Genomic DNA, 17309 nt, shown 5'->3' with positions numbered 1-17309 from the left:
TCCGATGGGCTCAATCCTCCCGTACAGGGCATGCAAGGTCAACGAATAGTCAAGTCTACGCCAAAGGTTAGTTTACCAAAGGATTTACTCCGCAACTCTGAAAACCGGTCCTGGGGGTAGCCCCACCCCGGGTCCGCCGGGGGACTCCATGGCCGCGGACCTGCGCGTTCTCTAGCGTCGAAGGCACACAGAATCGGCGAAGCGAAGCCGGCGAGAGAAGGCGGACTCCACCATGGGACTGCGGCGCGCACGTACCGGCACCGGCTCCGACCAGCAGTACGGCACCCCCGACGCCCGGCACGCCCCGGCGGTCGAACTCGTCGACGTACGGCGGCAGTACGGCAAAGGCGCCAACGCCGTGCACGCCCTGCGCGGCATCGACCTCGCCCTGCCGCGCGGCACGTTCACCGCCGTCATGGGCCCCTCGGGGTCGGGCAAGTCCACGTTCCTGCAGTGCGCCGCCGGGCTCGACCGCCCCACCTCCGGATCCGTACGGCTCGGCGGCACCGACATCACGGGCATGAGTGAGAACGAACTCACCGTCCTGCGCCGCACCCGGCTCGGCTTCGTCTTCCAGGCCTTCAACCTGCTGCCCGCGCTCACCGTCCAGGAGAACGTCGACCTGCCCGTACGGCTGTCAGGACACCGCCCCGACCGGCGCCGCACCTCGGAGGTGCTGGCCCAGGTCGGCCTCGGCGACAAGGCGCACCGCCGCCCCTCGGAACTGTCCGGCGGACAGCAGCAGCGCGTCGCCATCGCCCGCGCGCTCGTCGCCCGTCCCGACGTGCTCTTCGCCGACGAGCCGACCGGGGCGCTCGACACCACCACGGCCGCCGAGACGCTCACCCTGCTCAGGGACGCCGTGGACACCCTGCGCGCGACGGTCGTCATGGTCACCCACGACCCGGCGGCCGCCGCCTACGCGGACCGGGTCCTCTTCCTCGCCGACGGCTCGATCGCGGACAGCCTGCCGCGCGCCGACGCCGCCCGGATCGCGGCGCGGATGACGGCGCTGACCGCGCCGGCCTTCGCCGCCGCGTAGCCCGCACGGGCCGCCGCCCCCACGGACCCGTACCCAAACACGGACTGGCCTGCCTAAAGTTCGGGCCATGACGTATCTGACCCTCGGCGAGGTGGAAGCCACCGCCCGCAAGGCCCATGCCGCCCAGACCGACAAGGCGGGCCGTCCGTACACCGAGCATCTTCAGGCCGTCGCCGAGGGCGTCGCCGCGCGCGGCGGTACGGACGAGCAGATCGCCGCCGCCTGGCTGCACGACGCGATCGAGGACGGGGCGCTCTCGCTCGGCTGGCTCGAAGCGGTCGAACTGCCCGACCCCGTCAAGGAGATGGTCCTCGCCCTGACCAAGAGGGAGGGCGAGGACCTGGCCGCCTACAGCCGGCGCATAGTCGCCACGCCGGGCGCGCTCCTGATCAAGGAGTCCGACCTGGCGCACAACGCGGATCCCGAACGCCTCGCCGTACTCGACGAGCCGACCAGGCTCCGGCTCACCGAGAAGTACGCGACGATGCGCCGCCTGCTGGCCGCGCCGTAGCTGCCGCAGCGGGCGCGGCGGGATCCAGGTCCCGCCGGAAGCCCCACGCCATCTCCGGCTCCGTGGCGAACCGGAACAGCCGCCGCACCGGCGGCGTGCACAGCAGCGTCACGGCCACGGCGGCCAGCACCGACAGCAGCGCCTCGCCCGCCGGGTCGCTCAGCCAGGTGTACGTGTCGAACACCCCGGCGAACCCCGCTCCCTTGATCAGGAAGCCGTGCAGCAGATAGCCGCAGATCGTGCCGGTGCCGAGCACCGTGAACCACATCGCGCGCCGCGGCACCCACGCCAGGAACCCCGCGGTCAGCAGCAGGGAGCAGCAGAACAGCCCCGCCGTCATCAGCGGCCCCGTCCACCACACGTGATCCAGCTGCTGTGCGCTGGTGTTGTGGTAGAGCCAGCCGTTCTGCATCCTCGGCGCGATCCAGTACGCGAAGACGGCGGCGGCCGGGAAGAGCGGCAGCGCGAGCAGCCGGACCTCACGCCGCCGCACCAGCTGGAAGTGCTCGGGCTTGAGGCACAGCCCCAGCACGAAGTACGGCAGGAACTGCAGCACCCGCTGCAGATCCAGGTCGTTGCCGATGCCGGGGGAGAACGAGGCGAGCGCCGCGACCACCAGGGCGAGCGGCAGCGGATGACGGATCGCACGCCAGAGCGGGGTGGTCAGCCGCCATACGAACAGGGCGATCAGGAACCAGGTGAGGAACCAGGGGTCGGTGAGGCTTATCGACAGCTTGTGGGGCTCCTGGGCCGCCCACTTGAGCAGCGAGTAGCCGGTCTCGAAGACGATGTACGGCACGGCAACGCCGGTGACCAGCCGTTTGATCTGCTGCGGGCGGGCCGTGAAACTCCGGGAGAAGTAGCCGGAGATGATGATGAAGGCCGGCATGTGGAAGCTGTAGACGACCATGTACAGCGCCTTCGTGGCGCGGCTGCCGTCCATGACCGGCTCCCACGAGTGCGCCACGGCCACCAACACGATCGCCAGATACTTCGCGTTGTCGAAGAACGCGTCTCGCTTGGTGGACGCGGGGCGTCGCCCCGCGGTCGATTCTGTGGATTGCCGATCGGCCACCGTGCGCGTGTCGGCCATCTCTGAGGGCGCCGACAGCGCCGTAGCGGAGCCGTGCCGACCGGACCTGACCTCCCGGGTCGGGGGAAGCGGAGTCCTCTCATAACCGTTTGGAGCCTGAACCATCTCACGCACACTAGCGTCGCCGAATGTAATTCGTAAAACCTCGCGCGGGGCCCGGTCGGTGAAATCTGACACCGACAACAACCTGCCGATATGCACCATTTAACACTCATTAACCGGGGCATATCGGCAACCCGCGTACGGGGGTGGACTTCGGGTGAATTACCTCACCCGGACCAGTCGGGCGGTCGCTCGAAACGTCTGTGAATAACCTGTGTGTACATCGAAACGATGATCTCGAATTCGTATTCGCATTGACGGCGGCCGAGCCGCGCCCCCGCGCGTCGCCGGCGCGGACCCCACGGCGCGCGGGGCGTTCGAATGGCGTGAACCCGACGGCGATGATTCGTCACCGGGCAACACCCGGGGGGAGGTTGGTGGCACGATGGTCACAGCGGGGTGGGCGACGTGATGCTGTCCCGCGGCCGGCAAGGCGGACCGACCGAGGGTGTGATCAGTTGTGGCCATTTCACTGTCTGTGGTGCTGCTGTTGGCGATCATCCTCGTGGTGCTCATCCGCGGGGGATCCATCAAGGCCGGACCAGCGATTGTCGCGATCCTCTTCGGGTTCTTCCTGGCCTCCACCGACATGGCTCCGTCGGTGAACCGGTTCCTGAACTCGATAGCCGACACGATCAACCAGATCAACTTCTGAGCCCCCGACCCGCGTCGGCCGTCCCCGGTCGGCGCCGGGCGCGGGAACGACAACGGCCCGACCGGTGAGGTACTCACCTGATCGGGCCGTGGAGCGCTCTGAGCGGGCGACGGGAATCGAACCCGCGTAGCTAGTTTGGAAGACTAGGGCTCTACCATTGAGCTACGCCCGCGTGCACCGCAGGTCACGGACGTCCAACAGCCCGTCCGGGCGACCGCGGTACGGAGAGCATCGTAGCGGTTCCACGGCGTTCGCCGCACACCCGTGGCGCCCGTCCGCCACGCGCCCGGAAAAGCAGTCCTGTGCCGTGCGCCGGGCATGTACCCTACGTGTCGCACCGACGGGGTGTGGCGCAGCTTGGTAGCGCGTCCGCTTTGGGAGCGGAAGGTCGTCGGTTCGAATCCGGCCACCCCGACCATCAGATCAGTCACATCACTTCAAGATCGCGTTGTGGGGCGCTTCCTCCTTGCGGTTACTATGCAAGCTGCGTGCCCGTGTGTCTGAAGAGTCTCTGAGGAACCGGGCCGAATCCGCTGGGCCGCCGCAGTGCGGCGGACACAGCAGAACCCAAGAATCAGCCACCAAGGAGACCGAACCGTGAAGAGCGCCGTGGAGACCCTGAACCCGACTCGGGTTCGGCTCACAGTCGAGGTGCCCTTCGAGGAGCTCAAGGACAGCCTCGACGCGGCGTACAAGAAGATCAACCAGCAGGTCACGGTGAAGGGCTTCCGTAAGGGCAAGATCCCGGCCCGGGTCATCGACCAGCGGTTCGGCCGTGGTGCTGTGCTGGAGGAGGCCGTCAACGACGCCCTCCCGAAGTTCTACACCGAGGCCGTCAACGAGGGTGAGCTCAATGTCCTGGGCCAGCCCGACGTCGACATCAAGGAGCTGAAGGACGGCGAGCTGCTGTCCTTCACCGCCGAGGTGGACATCCGCCCGGAGATCGAGATCCCCGACTACTCGGGCATCGAGGTCACCGTCGACTCCGTCGAGGTCACCGACGAGGACGTGGACAAGTCGGTCGAGCAGCTGCGCGACCGCTTCGCCTCCACCAACCCCGTCGAGCGCCCCGCCGCCGAGGGCGACGTCGTGACGATCGACCTCGAGGCGAAGATCGACGGTGAGATCCTGGAGGACGGCGTCGCCAACGCCGTCGAGTACACGATCGGTTCCGGCGAGCTGCTCGACGGCATCGACGAGGCCGTCACCGGCCTGGAGGCCGGCGGCGAAGCCACCTTCTCCTCCGAGCTCAAGGGCGGCGCAGCCGAGGGCAAGACCGCCGAGGTCACCGTCAAGGTCACCGCGGTCGCCGCGCGTGAGCTGCCCGCGCTGGACGACGACTTCGCCCAGCTCGCCAGCGAGTTCGACACGCTGGACGAGATGAAGGCCGACAGCCGCAAGCGCCTCGAGTCCATGAAGCAGTACGACCAGGCCACCCAGGCCCAGGAGCGCGTCCTCGACGAGCTGCTGAAGCTGGCCGAGGTGCCGATCCCCGAGAAGCTCCTCGAGGACGAGATCAACACCCGTAAGCACAACCTGGAGCACCACCAGCTCGGTCAGATGGGCCTCGACCTCGCGAAGTACCTGGAGATCCAGGGACAGACCGAGGAGGAGTGGGAGGCCGAGACCAAGGAGCAGGCGGTCAAGGGCATCAAGACCCAGTTCATCCTCGACGAGCTGGTCAACAAGGAGAAGCTGAACGTCAACCAGGAGGAGCTCACCGAGCACCTCATGCGGCGCGCGCAGTCCTCCGGCATGGCGCCCGACCAGTTCGCCCAGGCGGTCGTCGAAGGCGGCCAGGTGCCGATGCTCGTCGGCGAGGTCGCCCGCGGCAAGGCGCTCGCCGTGGTCGTCGAGGCGGCGAAGGTCGTCGACACCAACGGTGAGCCCGTCGAGCTGGACGACGACGAGGACGCCGACGACGAGGAGACCCCGGCTGCCGAGGCGGCTGCCGACGCTCCCGCCGCCGACACCGACGGCACCGAGAAGTCCGACAAGACCGAGGCCTGAGCCGGCCCCGCTCTCGCGGTGACGGGCCCCGGACGCGACACGCGTCCGGGGCCCGCCTCGTTCCCCGCCTCCATGACCGCGTCCAGGGGCCTCGCACAGGCGTCGGAAGGCGTCACCGGACCCCGCAGGCGGGGGAAGACCCCAAGGCCCGCAGAGGGGCGCTCAGGGCCGTACGGAGCCCCAACTACCTTGCGCTCCCAGCGAACAGCAACGGAAGCGGGATGGCGCCCGCCCACCAGCGCGTTAGGGTCCATGAATACGAGGCTCGGGGAGTTCCCCGTCCCTCGGAACGAAGACGCTGAGACGGCCGCAGCCGTCAGAGACGAGCAGGTGGATACGTGACGAATCTGATGCCCTACGCCGCCGGTGAACCGTCCCTCGGTGGTGGCCTCGGCGACCAGGTCTACAGCCGACTGCTCGGCGAGCGGATCATCTTCCTCGGCCAGCAGGTCGACGACGACATCGCCAACAAGATCACAGCACAGCTGCTCCTCCTCGCGGCCGAGCCCGAGAAGGACATCTACCTCTACATCAACAGCCCCGGTGGCTCGGTCACGGCCGGCATGGCCGTCTACGACACCATGCAGTACATCCCGAACGACGTGGTCACCATCGGTATGGGCATGGCGGCCTCGATGGGCCAGTTCCTGCTGACCGGCGGCACGGCGGGCAAGCGCTTCGCGCTGCCCAACACCGACATCCTCATGCACCAGGGCTCGGCGGGCCTCGGCGGCACCGCGTCCGACATCAAGATCCAGGCCGAGCAGCTGCTCCGTACGAAGAAGCGCATGGCCGAGATCACCGCGCGCCACACCGGTCAGACCGAAGAGACGATCATCCGCGACGGTGACCGTGACCGCTGGTTCACCGCCGAGGAAGCCGTGTCGTACGGCATCATCGACGAGATCATCTCCGCTGCTTCGGGTGTTCCGGGCGGCGGCGGCACCGGGGCCTGAGCGCTCTCGCCGCGACCAGCCCCCGATCAGCCGGCCAGGCCCCCTTCCAGCGAACGCCACCAGGATGGTGAACACCCACATGAACGACTACTCCGCGAGCGGCCTCTACACCGGCCCGCAGGTGGACAACCGCTACGTCATCCCGCGCTTCGTGGAGCGCACCTCGCAGGGCGTGCGCGAGTACGACCCGTACGCGAAGCTCTTCGAGGAGCGCGTGATCTTCCTCGGCGTGCAGATCGACGACGCGTCCGCCAACGACGTCATGGCGCAGCTGCTCTGCCTGGAGTCGATGGACCCGGACCGCGACATCTCCATCTACATCAACAGCCCCGGCGGCTCGATGACGGCTCTGACCGCCATCTACGACACGATGCAGTTCGTGAAGCCGGACATCCAGACCGTGTGCATGGGACAGGCGGCCTCCGCCGCAGCCGTGCTGCTCGCCGCCGGCACCGCCGGCAAGCGACTGGCGCTGCCCAACGCCCGCGTGCTGATCCACCAGCCGTCCAGCCAGACCGGCCGTGAGCAGCTCTCCGACCTGGAGATCGCGGCCAACGAGATCCTGCGGATGCGCTCCCAGCTGGAGGAGATGCTGGCCAAGCACTCCACCACGCCGATCGAGAAGATCCGCGACGACATCGAGCGCGACAAGATCCTCACCGCCGAGGACGCGCTGGCGTACGGTCTGGTCGACCAGATCGTCTCGACCCGTAAGACCACGGCCGCAGCGGCAGCCTGAGGCCCCGGCGCTCTTGGCACGGATCGCACCGCGTCGCGGCGACGATGTCGCCCGGGAATGTGAACCGTGCCAAGGGGGGCCCGAACGGGGGCCCGGGCAAGGTACCGTCGGATATGAGGCACAGGAGCCGCTGAAGCAAGCTGCTCCCAGGCGAAGGGGAAGCACCTCGTGGCACGCATCGGTGATGGCGGCGACCTGCTCAAGTGCTCGTTCTGCGGCAAGAGCCAGAAGCAGGTGAAGAAGCTCATCGCAGGTCCCGGTGTGTACATCTGCGACGAGTGCATCGATCTCTGCAACGAGATCATCGAGGAGGAGCTGGCCGAGACCTCCGAGGTGCGCTGGGAGGAACTGCCCAAGCCCCGGGAGATCTACGAGTTCCTCGAGGGCTACGTCGTCGGCCAGGAGCCGGCGAAGAAGGCCCTCTCGGTAGCGGTGTACAACCACTACAAGCGCGTCCAGGCCGGTGAGAACGGCGGCGGCGCCAACCGGGACGACGCGATCGAGCTCGCGAAGTCCAACATCCTGCTGCTGGGCCCCACGGGCTCGGGCAAGACGCTCCTCGCGCAGACCCTGGCCCGCATGCTGAACGTGCCGTTCGCCATCGCGGACGCCACGGCGCTGACCGAGGCCGGTTACGTCGGCGAGGACGTCGAGAACATCCTGCTGAAGCTGATCCAGGCCGCGGACTACGACGTCAAGAAGGCCGAGACCGGCATCATCTACATCGACGAGATCGACAAGGTCGCCCGCAAGAGCGAGAACCCGTCGATCACCCGCGATGTCTCGGGCGAGGGTGTGCAGCAGGCCCTGCTGAAGATCCTCGAAGGCACCACGGCCTCGGTACCGCCGCAGGGCGGCCGGAAACACCCGCACCAGGAGTTCATCCAGATCGACACGACGAACGTGCTGTTCATCGTGGGCGGCGCCTTCTCCGGTCTTGAGCGGATCATCGAGTCACGGGCCGGCGCGAAGGGCATCGGCTTCGGGGCGACGATCCGCTCGAAGCGCGAGATCGAGGCGAGCGACCAGTTCCAGGAGGTCATGCCGGAGGACCTGGTGAAGTTCGGGATGATCCCGGAGTTCATCGGCCGGCTGCCCGTCCTGACCTCGGTGCACAACCTGGACCGCGAGGCGCTGCTGCAGATCCTCGTCGAGCCGCGCAACGCGCTGGTGAAGCAGTACCAGCGGCTGTTCGAACTCGACGGCGTGGAGCTGGAGTTCGACCGCCCGGCGCTGGAGGCCATCGCCGACCAGGCGATCCTGCGCGGCACCGGGGCGCGCGGGCTGCGCGCCATCATGGAGGAAGTCCTCCAGTCGGTGATGTACGAGGTCCCGTCCCGCAAGGACGTGGCCCGGGTGGTCATCACGGAAGACGTGGTCCACTCGCATGTGAACCCGACGCTGGTCCCGCGCGAGCCGCGGATCGTCAAGAACGACGGCCGGCACGAGAAGTCGGCGTAGGGCCTGGCCGCACCTGATACACGACGAAGGCGCCCCACCGGTTCGGTGGGGCGCCTTCGTCGTACGCCGGGTGCCTGAGGTCAGAGCTTGACGCGCACGTCGTTGCGGAGCTTCGCGGCGATGGAGGCCGCCTCGTCCAGGTCCGTGCCCTTGCCCGTGAGGGCGCCGGCGACATCGACCGCCGTGGTGAAGGCGACGGTGCTGTGGTCGCCCCAGATGCAGACCGGGACGTTGATCTCCTTCGGCCCCTTGGCCGTGGCCGACGGGTCGTTGTCCTTGATCTTCACGTTCTGGCACTTCATGACCGCGCCGTCCAGCCCCTCGGGCGTGACCGCCTTCGGGCTGCCCACCAGCTCGCCGGTGCTGTCGTCGGAGCTCTGCTCCTTCTGCGACTGGGTCTTCAGGTAGGCGAACATGGCGTCGACGACCTTCTCCGGGTCGTCGATCTGACCGTAAACCCCGCCGAAGGACAGCGCCTTGGCGCTCAGCGGGTCGTCCTCGCTGCCCGACTGGTAGGAGGCGTCGACGTCCTTGGGGTTCTTGATGCCCCACTTCTCGGCGTCCTTGAGGTCGCTCTGCGTCATGCCGCTGTCGCTGCCGGCCGAATCGCTCTTCTTGTACTCGCCCTTGAGCACCGTCGCCGGTGTGACCAGCTTGTGCGGGCCGTCGTCGGCGATCGAACTGCCGTCGTCGCCGGAGGTCAGGAAGTAGGCGCCGCCGCCGATCACGGCGAGCGCCACCACGACGGCGGCGATGATCAGCCCGGTCTTCTTCTTCTTGGGCTGGCCGTCCGGCGGCGGGTAGCCGGGCGCACCGTACGGGGGCTGCTGCGGCGGCTGGCCGTAGGGACCCGGCTGGGCCGGCTGTCCGTACGGGTTCGGCGCGCCCGCGGGCTGCTGCGGGTAGCCGTAGCCGGGCTGCGGGGGCTGGCCCTGCGGGGGCACCCCGGGGGGCTGCTGCGGGTAACCGTAGCCGGGCTGAGGCTGGCCCTGCGGCGGCTGCTGGCCGTAAGGGCCCGGCTGACCGTACGGACCAGGCTGCTGAGGCTGCTGCCCGCCGTACGGGCCCGGCTGGTTGTCACTCATGTGCGCTTTCCCCTCCGTGTACTTATCTGTTCCGAACATCCTGTCGGAAGGTCGCGCGACGTGGGGCATCGGGTGCCGCACCGTTACCCAGCAACTCGTTTCAGTACAGGGCTGTGACACCTCTAAACTGGGGCGCGTGACCGAGAACTCTCAAGCGCAGCCAGCCAGCAACCCCGAACTGCCGACCCAGTACGCGCCGGCCGAGGTGGAGGGGAAGCTGTATGAGCGCTGGGTAGAACGCGGTTACTTCGAGGCGGACGAGAAGAGCGACAAGCAGCCGTACACGATCGTCATCCCGCCGCCGAACGTCACGGGCTCGCTCCACCTGGGCCATGCCTTCGAGCACACGATCATCGACGCCCTGACCCGCCGTAAGCGCATGCAGGGCTACGAGACGCTGTGGCAGCCGGGGATGGACCACGCCGGCATCGCCACGCAGAACGTCGTCGAGCGCGAGCTGGCCAAGGACGGCAAGTCCCGTCAGGACCTCGGCCGCGAGGCGTTCGTCGAGCGCGTCTGGCAGTGGAAGGAAGAGTCCGGCGGCCAGATCTCCGGCCAGATGCGCCGGCTCGGCGACGGTGTCGCCTGGTCGCGTGAGCGCTTCACCATGGACGAGGGTCTGTCCAAGGCCGTCCAGACGATCTTCAAGAAGCTCTACGACGACGAGCTGATCTACCGCGCCGAGCGGATCATCAACTGGTGTCCGCGCTGTCTGACCGCGATCTCCGACATCGAGGTCGAGTACCAGGACGACGACGGCGAGCTGGTCTCGCTGAAGTACGGCGAGGGCGACGAGACGGTCGTCGTCGCGACGACCCGGGTCGAGACGATGCTCGGTGACACGGCCGTCGCCGTCCACCCCGACGACGCGCGGTACGCGCATCTCATCGGCAAGCAGATCAAGCTCCCGCTCACCAACCGCAGCATCCCGGTCGTCGCCGACGAGCATGTCGACCCGGAGTTCGGCACGGGCGCCGTCAAGGTGACCCCGGCGCACGACCCGAACGACTTCGCGATCGGCCAGCGCCACGGCCTGGAGACGCTCACGATCATGGACGAGCGCGCGGTCATCACCGCGCCCGGCCCCTTCGAGGGCCTCGACCGGTTCGAGGCGCGCTCCGCGATCGTCGAGGCGATGCGGGCGGACGGCCGGGTCGTCGCGGAGAAGCGTCCGTACGTCCACTCCGTCGGCCACTGCTCGCGCTGCAAGACGACGATCGAGCCGCGGCTTTCGCTCCAGTGGTGGGTCAAGGTCGGCCCGCTCGCCCAGGCGGCGGGCGACGCCGTCCGGGACGGCCGGGTCACGATCCACCCGAAGGAGATGGAGCCCCGGTACTTCGGCTGGGTCGACAACCTCAACGACTGGTGCATCTCACGGCAGTTGTGGTGGGGCCACCGCATCCCTGTCTGGCACGGCCCGAACGGCGAGAGCGTCTGTGTCGGACCCGACGACGAGGCGCCCACGGGCGAGGGCTGGTACCAGGACACCGACGTCCTCGACACCTGGTTCTCGTCCGGGCTCTGGCCCTTCTCGACCCTCGGCTGGCCCGAACAGACCCCGAGCCTGGAGAAGTTCTATCCGAACTCGGTCCTCGTCACCGGCTACGACATCCTGTTCTTCTGGGTCGCCCGGATGATGATGTTCGGTCTGTACGCCATGGACGGCACCCCGCCGTTCCACACCATCGCCCTGCACGGCATGGTCCGTGACCAGTTCGGCAAGAAGATGTCGAAGTCCTTCGGCAACGCGGTCAATCCGCTGGACTGGATGGACAAGTACGGCTCCGACGCGGTGCGTTTCACGCTCGCGCGCGGTGCCAACCCCGGTGTCGACGTCCCGATCGGCGAGGACTGGGTCCAGGGTTCGCGGAACTTCGCGAACAAGATCTGGAACGCCACCCGGTTCGCCATGATGAACGGCGCCACGGTCGAGGGCGACCTGCCCCCCGTCGCCGAGCAGTCCGCCACGGACCGCTGGATCCTTTCGCGGCTCAACGCCACGGTCGCGGAGGTCGACGCGTTCTACGACGACTACCAGTTCGCCAAGCTGTCCGACGCGCTCTTCCACTTCGCGTGGGACGAGGTCTTCGACTGGTACGTCGAGCTGTCCAAGACGACGTTCTTCGCCGGCGGCGAGCAGGCCAAGGTCTCCGGACGGGTCCTCGGCGAGGTCCTCGACGTCACGCTGCGGCTGCTGCACCCGGTCGTCCCGTTCGTCACCGAGACGCTGTGGACCACGCTCACCGGCAAGGAGTCCGTGGTCATCGCCGACTGGCCGGTCGACAGCGGCTTCCGTGACGAGGCGGCCGAACGCGAGATCGGCAACCTCCAGCAGGTCGTCACGGAGGTCCGCCGCTTCCGGGCCGACCAGGGTCTCCAGCAGGGCCAGAAGGTCCCGGCCCGGCTCGACCTGTCCGGTACGGACCTGGCGGCGCACGAGGCGGCCATCCGCCAGGTGCTGCGCCTCCAGCCCGAGGGCGAGGGCTTCCACGCGACGGCGACCCTGCCGGTCGCCGGTGCCACCGTGGCCCTCGACCTGTCGGGGACGATCGACGTCGAGGCGGAGCGCAAGCGGCTGACGAAGGACCTCGGCAACGCGGAGAAGGAGAAGGCGCAGGCGACGGCCAAGCTCGCCAACGAGGCGTTCATGGCGAAGGCCCCCGACAACGTCGTGGACAAGATCCGCGGCCGGCTGACCAAGGCCGAGGCGGACATCGCCCGCCTCACCGCACAGATCGCGGGCCTGCCCGAGAGCTGACCCGAACGACTGACGCCGCACCCGGACGCCCCGGCCCACCGCCGGGGCGTCCGGCGCTCCTGCCGCTCCGTAGACTGGTCGTGTGAGCGACGACCAGCCCGACCAGCCCGACGAAGAATTCGACGACATCGTCCATGCCGAGACGACCCGCGACCCCGACCTCGCCGTGATCGAGGCAGGCAGCCGCACCCTGCGCGCCCAGGCGAAGCCGCGGCAGGACGAGGGCCTGCCGGCCCGGCCCGCCGACCCCGAGGTGGACAAGGCGCTGCGCGCCGTCGAGCAGGAGCTCGCGGGGCGCTGGGGCGAGACGAAGCTCGACCCCTCGCTGGTCAGGATCGAGAAGCTGGTGGACGTCCTGGGTGACCCCCAGCGCGCCTACCCGACCATCCACATCACCGGCACCAACGGCAAGACGTCGACCGCCCGCATGATCGAGGCGCTGCTCGGCGCCTTCGAGCTGCGCACCGGGCGTTACACCAGCCCGCACGTCCAGTCGATCACCGAGCGGATCAGCCTGGACGGCGCCCCGATCTCCGCCGAGCGGTTCATCGAGACGTACGAGGACATCAAGGCGTTCGTCGAACTGGTCGACGCGGAGCAGGAGTACCGGCTCTCGTTCTTCGAGGTGCTGACCGGCATGGCGTACGCGGCCTTCGCCGACGCCCCGGTCGACGTCGGCGTGGTCGAGGTCGGCATGGGCGGCACGTGGGACGCGACGAACGTGATCGACGCGCAGGTCGCCGTGGTGACCCCGATCGACCTGGACCACACGGACCGGCTCGGCAGTACCTCGGGCGAGATCGCCGTGGAGAAGTCCGGGATCATCAAGCCGGGAGCGACGGTCGTCCTGGCGCAGCAGCCGGTGGACGCGGCGCAGGTGATGCTGAAGAAGGCCACCGAGGTGGAGGCGAAGGTCGCCCGCGAGGGCATGGAGTTCGGGGTGCTGGCCCGGGAGATCGCGGTCGGCGGCCAGCTGATGACCCTGCGCGGCCTCGGCGGTGAGTACGAGCAGGTGTTCCTGCCGCTGTACGGCGCGCACCAGGCGCACAACGCGGCCGTGGCGCTCGCCGCGGTCGAGGCGTTCTTCGGGATCGGCGCCGAGCAGTCGGGCCGGCTGGACATGGACACGGTCAGGGCGGCGTTCGCCTCCGTCTCCTCGCCGGGCCGTCTTGAGGTCGTGCGGAGCTCGCCGACGGTGGTGCTGGACGCGGCGCACAACCCCGCGGGTGCCCGCGCGGCGGCCGAGGGGCTGAGCGAGTCGTTCGGCTTCAGCAGGCTCATCGGGGTGGTGGGGTCCAGCGAGGGCAAGGACGTGCGCGGCGTGCTCGAAGCGCTGGAGCCGATCTGCCAGGAACTGGTCGTCACCCAGAACTCCAGCCATCGCGCGATGGACGTGGACGAGCTGGCCGGGATCGCGGTCGAGGTGTTCGGCAACGACCGGGTGCAGGTCGAGGCGCGTCTCGACGACGCTCTCGAGGCGGCGATCACGCTCGCCGAGGAGGAGAGCGAGTTCGCCGGGGCGGGTGTCCTGGTGACGGGGTCCGTGATCACGGTCGGCGAGGCCCGGCTACTCCTGGGAAGGGGCTGAGGTCCATGCGTATGCTCTGTGCCTCCACACTGCTGGCCGAGTTCTTCGTGATCGGTTTCGCCGGTCTGGTGGCGATGAAGTCGGACGACCTGTCGATGGGGACGGTCTGGACGATCTGCGGTGTCGCGATGCTGCTGTCGCTCCTGCTGTGCGGGATGCTCGGCCGTCCCGGCGGGGTGCAGCTCGGCTGGGCGCTGCAGATCGCGCTGATCGCGAGCGGTTTCGTGGTGCCGGTGATGTTCATCCTCGGTGCGGCGTTCGCCGCGCTCTGGTGGGCCTCGGTGCATTACGGACGCACGATCGACGCGGCGAAGGCCCGCTGGGCGGCGCAGGCGGAGGAGCGGACGGCGGCCGGGACCGGTCCCTCCGTAAAGCCTGACGCTGTGTAATCGGTGCTGTGGTATGCCCTGTAGCCTCTGAGCCGGGTGCATCCCGCATCCCGCATCCGCACAAGAAGGAGCCCGTACCGTGAGCCGTACGCTCGTCCTGCTCAAGCCCGATACCGTCCGCCGCGGCCTCGTCGGCGAGGTCATCGGCCGTATCGAGCGCAAGGCAGGCTGGACCATCGCCGCGCTCGAACTGCGCACGCTGGACCAGGAGACGCTGGAGCAGCACTACGGCGAGCACAAGGGCAAGCCTTTCTACGAGCCGCTGGTCGAGTTCATGGGCTCCGGTCCCGTCGTCGCGCTCGTCGTGGACGGCGAGCGGGTCATCGAGGGTGTCCGCGCGCTCGCGGGTCCGACTGACCCGATCGCAGCAGCGCCGGGGTCCATCCGGGGGGATTTCGGGACGATCGTCCGGGAGAACCTCATCCACGCCTCGGACTCCGAGGAGTCCGCCATTCGGGAACTGAAGATTTTCTTCCCCGGTCTTTCCTGACCAGCTGTCAGCCAAATAGCCTGATGGTCTGGGGCGACCGGAGGAATTCGGTCGCCCATGGGCATATGCGAGCCGGCATCGGGAACGCATCGCACCAACACATCGTCACCATTATTGAGGTGGGCCACCGCGCCGTCGGCGTACAGGCGGCACTACGATGAAGCCTCAAGCCACAGCCACCCACCTCGCCATCCTGAAAAGCCGTCAACGCTCGATTTGGGAAGGCCAGACGCATCCTCATGGGGAACAACATGTCGTTCATCGGCCGTGACATGGCTGTCGACCTCGGGACCGCCAACACGCTGGTGTACGTCAGGGGCCGAGGGATCGTACTCAACGAGCCGTCCGTCGTCGCCATCAACACCAACACGGGCGGCATCCTCGCGGTCGGCGCCGAAGCGAAGAAGATGATCGGCCGGACGCCGGGCAACATCGTTGCCGTCCGGCCGCTGAAGGACGGCGTGATCGCCGACTTCGAAATCACCGAGCGCATGCTGCGGTACTTCATCCTGAAGATCCACAAGCGCCGCTATCTGGCCCGCCCGCGCGTGGTCGTCTGTGTGCCCTCGGGCATCACAGGGGTCGAGCGCCGTGCGGTCATCGAGGCATCGACCCAGGCCGGCGCGCGCCAGGTGCACATCATCGAGGAGCCCATGGCAGCGGCCATCGGCTCAGGACTGCCCGTCCACGAGGCCACCGGCAACATGGTGGTGGACATCGGCGGCGGCACGACCGAGGTCGCCGTCATCTCGCTCGGCGGAATCGTCACGGCACAGTCGATCCGGGTCGCCGGCGACGAGCTGGACAACGCGATCATCCAGCACATCAAGAAGGAGTACTCGCTCCTCCTCGGTGAGCGCACCGCCGAGAGCATCAAGATCACCATCGGCTCGGCGTACGACCTCGACAAGGACGAGCACACCGAGATCCGCGGCCGTGACCTCGTGTCGGGACTGCCGAAGACCGTGGTCATCTCGGCCGCCGAGGTCCGCAAGGCCATCGAGGAGCCGGTCAACGCGATCGTCGACGCCGTGAAGACGACGCTCGACAAGTGCCCGCCGGAGCTGTCCGGCGACGTGATGGACCGCGGGATCGTCCTCACCGGCGGCGGCGCGCTGCTGCGCGGCCTGGACGAGCGGCTGCGCCGCGAGACCGGCATGCCCATCCATATCGCCGAGAACCCGCTGGACTCCGTCGCACTCGGGTCCGGTAAATGCGTAGAGGAATTCGAGGCTCTCCAGCAGGTACTGGACGCTCAGCCCCGCAGGTGACGAAATCCTCGAATTGTCCGCCGTACGACCGGCTTCTCTTCGTCCGGCGGACGGTTGATATACAGGCACAACCATTCCTACGAGGAAGGCACGGCCGCCGCACGTGAGGGACACAAAGGAGAGTCGTCTGCTCCTGGTGCTGCTGATCGCCATCGCGTTCGCACTGATCACGGTCGACATCCGCGGGGGTGAGGATTCCCCCGTCGACGGCGCGCGGCAGGCCGCCGCCACCGTCCTCGGTCCGGTGGAGGACGGCGTCGCGGCAGGCGTCGACCCGGTCGGGAACGCCATAAGCGCGGTACGGGACTCCGGCGAACGCCACAACCGCATCAGCACCCTGGAGCAGCAGAACGCGGCTCTCAAGCAGAAGCTGGGCAGCGACGACCGCAACCGCAGCCGGGTGCGTGAGCTGGACGGCATGCTGAAGAAGGCCGGCGCGGGACAGTACGGCATCAAGGGCGCCGAGGTCATCGCGATAGGAGCGGCCCAGGGCTTCTCCTGGACGGTGACCATCGACGCGGGCGCCAGGGACGGCATCAAGCGCGACATGACGGTGCTCAACGGCGACGGACTCGTCGGCCGGGTCACCACCGTCGGTCCCGGCACCTCGACCGTACTGCTCGCCAACGACCCCGACTTCACCGTCGGCACGCGTATGGAGAAGAGCAACGAGCTGGGCTTCGCGACGGGGCAGGGCGACCGGCCGCTCTCCGTCCAGCTCCTCAACGGCAAGTCCAAGGTCAAGAAGGGCGACCGGCTCGTCACGTTCGGCTCCAGCAAGGACAAGCCGTTCGTGCCGGGGGTGCCGGTCGGCCAGGTCGTCCGGGTCGACCCGTCCAACGGCGGTCTGACCAGGACCATCCAGGTGCGGCCCTTCGTCGGCTTCACCAAGCTCGACATCGTCGGTGTGGTCGTCCAGGCACCCCGCACGGACCCGCGCGACACCGTGCTGCCGCCGAAGCCGCGTGCGACCCCGACGCCCACCGTCACCGTCACGGTCACCCCCTCGGCCAACGCCGACGGTACGAACACCGTGCCGAACGGCGGCGTGCAGAGCAACGCGCCCGATCTCACCACCGACGACGCCGCCGTACGGCCCCAGAACAACGCGGGCGATCCACCGGGCGACGGCGACGACCCGTACGACGAGCAGGAATAG

At 68.3% G+C, this 17309-nt stretch carries 15 protein-coding genes and 2 tRNA genes; 14 read left to right on the top strand and 3 right to left on the bottom strand.

Annotated elements, in window-relative coordinates; all coding sequences use genetic code 11:
- Positions 1-232 precede the first annotated feature (232 nt).
- Together OHS57_RS12705 and OHS57_RS12700 are read left to right on the top strand one after the other, a co-directional pair.
- Positions 233-1042 carry an ABC transporter ATP-binding protein gene (locus OHS57_RS12705; RefSeq protein WP_328581976.1) on the top strand — a complete coding sequence of 270 codons (810 nt, stop codon included), beginning with the start codon at positions 233-235 and terminating at the stop codon, positions 1040-1042.
- A gap of 67 nt (positions 1043-1109) precedes the next feature.
- On the top strand, positions 1110-1553 hold the full coding sequence (locus tag OHS57_RS12700; RefSeq protein WP_041989740.1) for an HD domain-containing protein: 444 nt from the start codon (positions 1110-1112) through the stop codon (positions 1551-1553).
- Here OHS57_RS12700 and OHS57_RS12695 read toward each other — a convergent pair.
- Complete coding sequence (locus tag OHS57_RS12695) at positions 1507-2751, bottom strand: acyltransferase family protein (RefSeq protein WP_328581975.1); 1245 nt, start codon at positions 2749-2751, stop codon at positions 1507-1509. The two genes, OHS57_RS12700 and OHS57_RS12695, sit on opposite strands and share 47 nt — an antisense overlap.
- 457 nt (positions 2752-3208) lie before the next feature.
- On the opposite strand from OHS57_RS12695, the gene OHS57_RS12690 reads away from it, so the two are divergent.
- On the top strand, positions 3209-3403 hold the full coding sequence (locus OHS57_RS12690) for a hypothetical protein (protein WP_041989743.1): 195 nt from the start codon (positions 3209-3211) through the stop codon (positions 3401-3403).
- Positions 3404-3504: 101 nt separating this feature from the next.
- Here OHS57_RS12690 and OHS57_RS12685 read toward each other — a convergent pair.
- Positions 3505-3575: transfer RNA gene (locus tag OHS57_RS12685), tRNA-Gly, on the bottom strand.
- A gap of 169 nt (positions 3576-3744) precedes the next feature.
- Here OHS57_RS12685 and OHS57_RS12680 point away from each other — a divergent pair.
- From OHS57_RS12680 to clpX, 5 genes are all read left to right on the top strand, one after another.
- Positions 3745-3821 (top strand) — tRNA-Pro (locus OHS57_RS12680).
- A 179-nt stretch (positions 3822-4000) separates the two neighbouring features.
- Positions 4001-5413, top strand: a complete 1413-nt coding sequence (tig, locus tag OHS57_RS12675) for a trigger factor (protein WP_328581974.1) — start codon at positions 4001-4003, stop codon at positions 5411-5413.
- Between the two features lie 350 nt (positions 5414-5763).
- Positions 5764-6369: an ATP-dependent Clp protease proteolytic subunit gene (locus tag OHS57_RS12670; RefSeq protein ID WP_031231653.1), complete on the top strand. Its 606-nt coding sequence runs from the start codon at positions 5764-5766 to the stop codon at positions 6367-6369.
- Positions 6370-6433: 64 nt separating this feature from the next.
- Positions 6434-7108: an ATP-dependent Clp protease proteolytic subunit gene (locus OHS57_RS12665; RefSeq protein ID WP_041989749.1), complete on the top strand. Its 675-nt coding sequence runs from the start codon at positions 6434-6436 to the stop codon at positions 7106-7108.
- Positions 7109-7276: 168 nt separating this feature from the next.
- Positions 7277-8569, top strand: coding sequence for an ATP-dependent Clp protease ATP-binding subunit ClpX (clpX, locus tag OHS57_RS12660; protein ID WP_041989752.1), 1293 nt, complete (start codon positions 7277-7279; stop codon positions 8567-8569).
- An 80-nt stretch (positions 8570-8649) separates the two neighbouring features.
- On the opposite strand, the gene OHS57_RS12655 is transcribed toward clpX, so the two are convergent.
- On the bottom strand, positions 8650-9654 hold the full coding sequence (locus tag OHS57_RS12655) for a hypothetical protein (RefSeq protein ID WP_041989755.1): 1005 nt from the start codon (positions 9652-9654) through the stop codon (positions 8650-8652).
- A 136-nt stretch (positions 9655-9790) separates the two neighbouring features.
- Here OHS57_RS12655 and OHS57_RS12650 point away from each other — a divergent pair, with 136 nt between their 5' ends.
- The 6 genes from OHS57_RS12650 to mreC all read left to right on the top strand — a co-directional run bounded on the left by OHS57_RS12650 (position 9791) and on the right by mreC (position 17309).
- On the top strand, positions 9791-12412 hold the full coding sequence (locus OHS57_RS12650) for a valine--tRNA ligase (RefSeq protein WP_328581973.1): 2622 nt from the start codon (positions 9791-9793) through the stop codon (positions 12410-12412).
- Positions 12413-12494: 82 nt separating this feature from the next.
- Positions 12495-14000: a bifunctional tetrahydrofolate synthase/dihydrofolate synthase gene (folC, locus tag OHS57_RS12645; RefSeq protein ID WP_328581972.1), complete on the top strand. Its 1506-nt coding sequence runs from the start codon at positions 12495-12497 to the stop codon at positions 13998-14000.
- A gap of 5 nt (positions 14001-14005) precedes the next feature.
- Positions 14006-14389 carry a DUF4233 domain-containing protein gene (locus tag OHS57_RS12640; RefSeq protein ID WP_041989763.1) on the top strand — a complete coding sequence of 128 codons (384 nt, stop codon included), beginning with the start codon at positions 14006-14008 and terminating at the stop codon, positions 14387-14389.
- A 79-nt stretch (positions 14390-14468) separates the two neighbouring features.
- On the top strand, positions 14469-14879 hold the full coding sequence (gene ndk, locus OHS57_RS12635) for a nucleoside-diphosphate kinase (RefSeq protein WP_041989766.1): 411 nt from the start codon (positions 14469-14471) through the stop codon (positions 14877-14879).
- 251 nt (positions 14880-15130) lie between these two features.
- Positions 15131-16150 carry a rod shape-determining protein gene (locus OHS57_RS12630; protein ID WP_041996374.1) on the top strand — a complete coding sequence of 340 codons (1020 nt, stop codon included), beginning with the start codon at positions 15131-15133 and terminating at the stop codon, positions 16148-16150.
- A gap of 103 nt (positions 16151-16253) precedes the next feature.
- Positions 16254-17309, top strand: a complete 1056-nt coding sequence (gene mreC / locus OHS57_RS12625; protein ID WP_041989770.1) for a rod shape-determining protein MreC — start codon at positions 16254-16256, stop codon at positions 17307-17309.

This window comes from Streptomyces sp. NBC_00370 (genome assembly GCF_036084755.1).
Taxonomy (GTDB): Bacteria; Actinomycetota; Actinomycetes; order Streptomycetales; family Streptomycetaceae; genus Streptomyces.
This window is presented reverse-complemented; position numbering and strand designations above follow the sequence as displayed.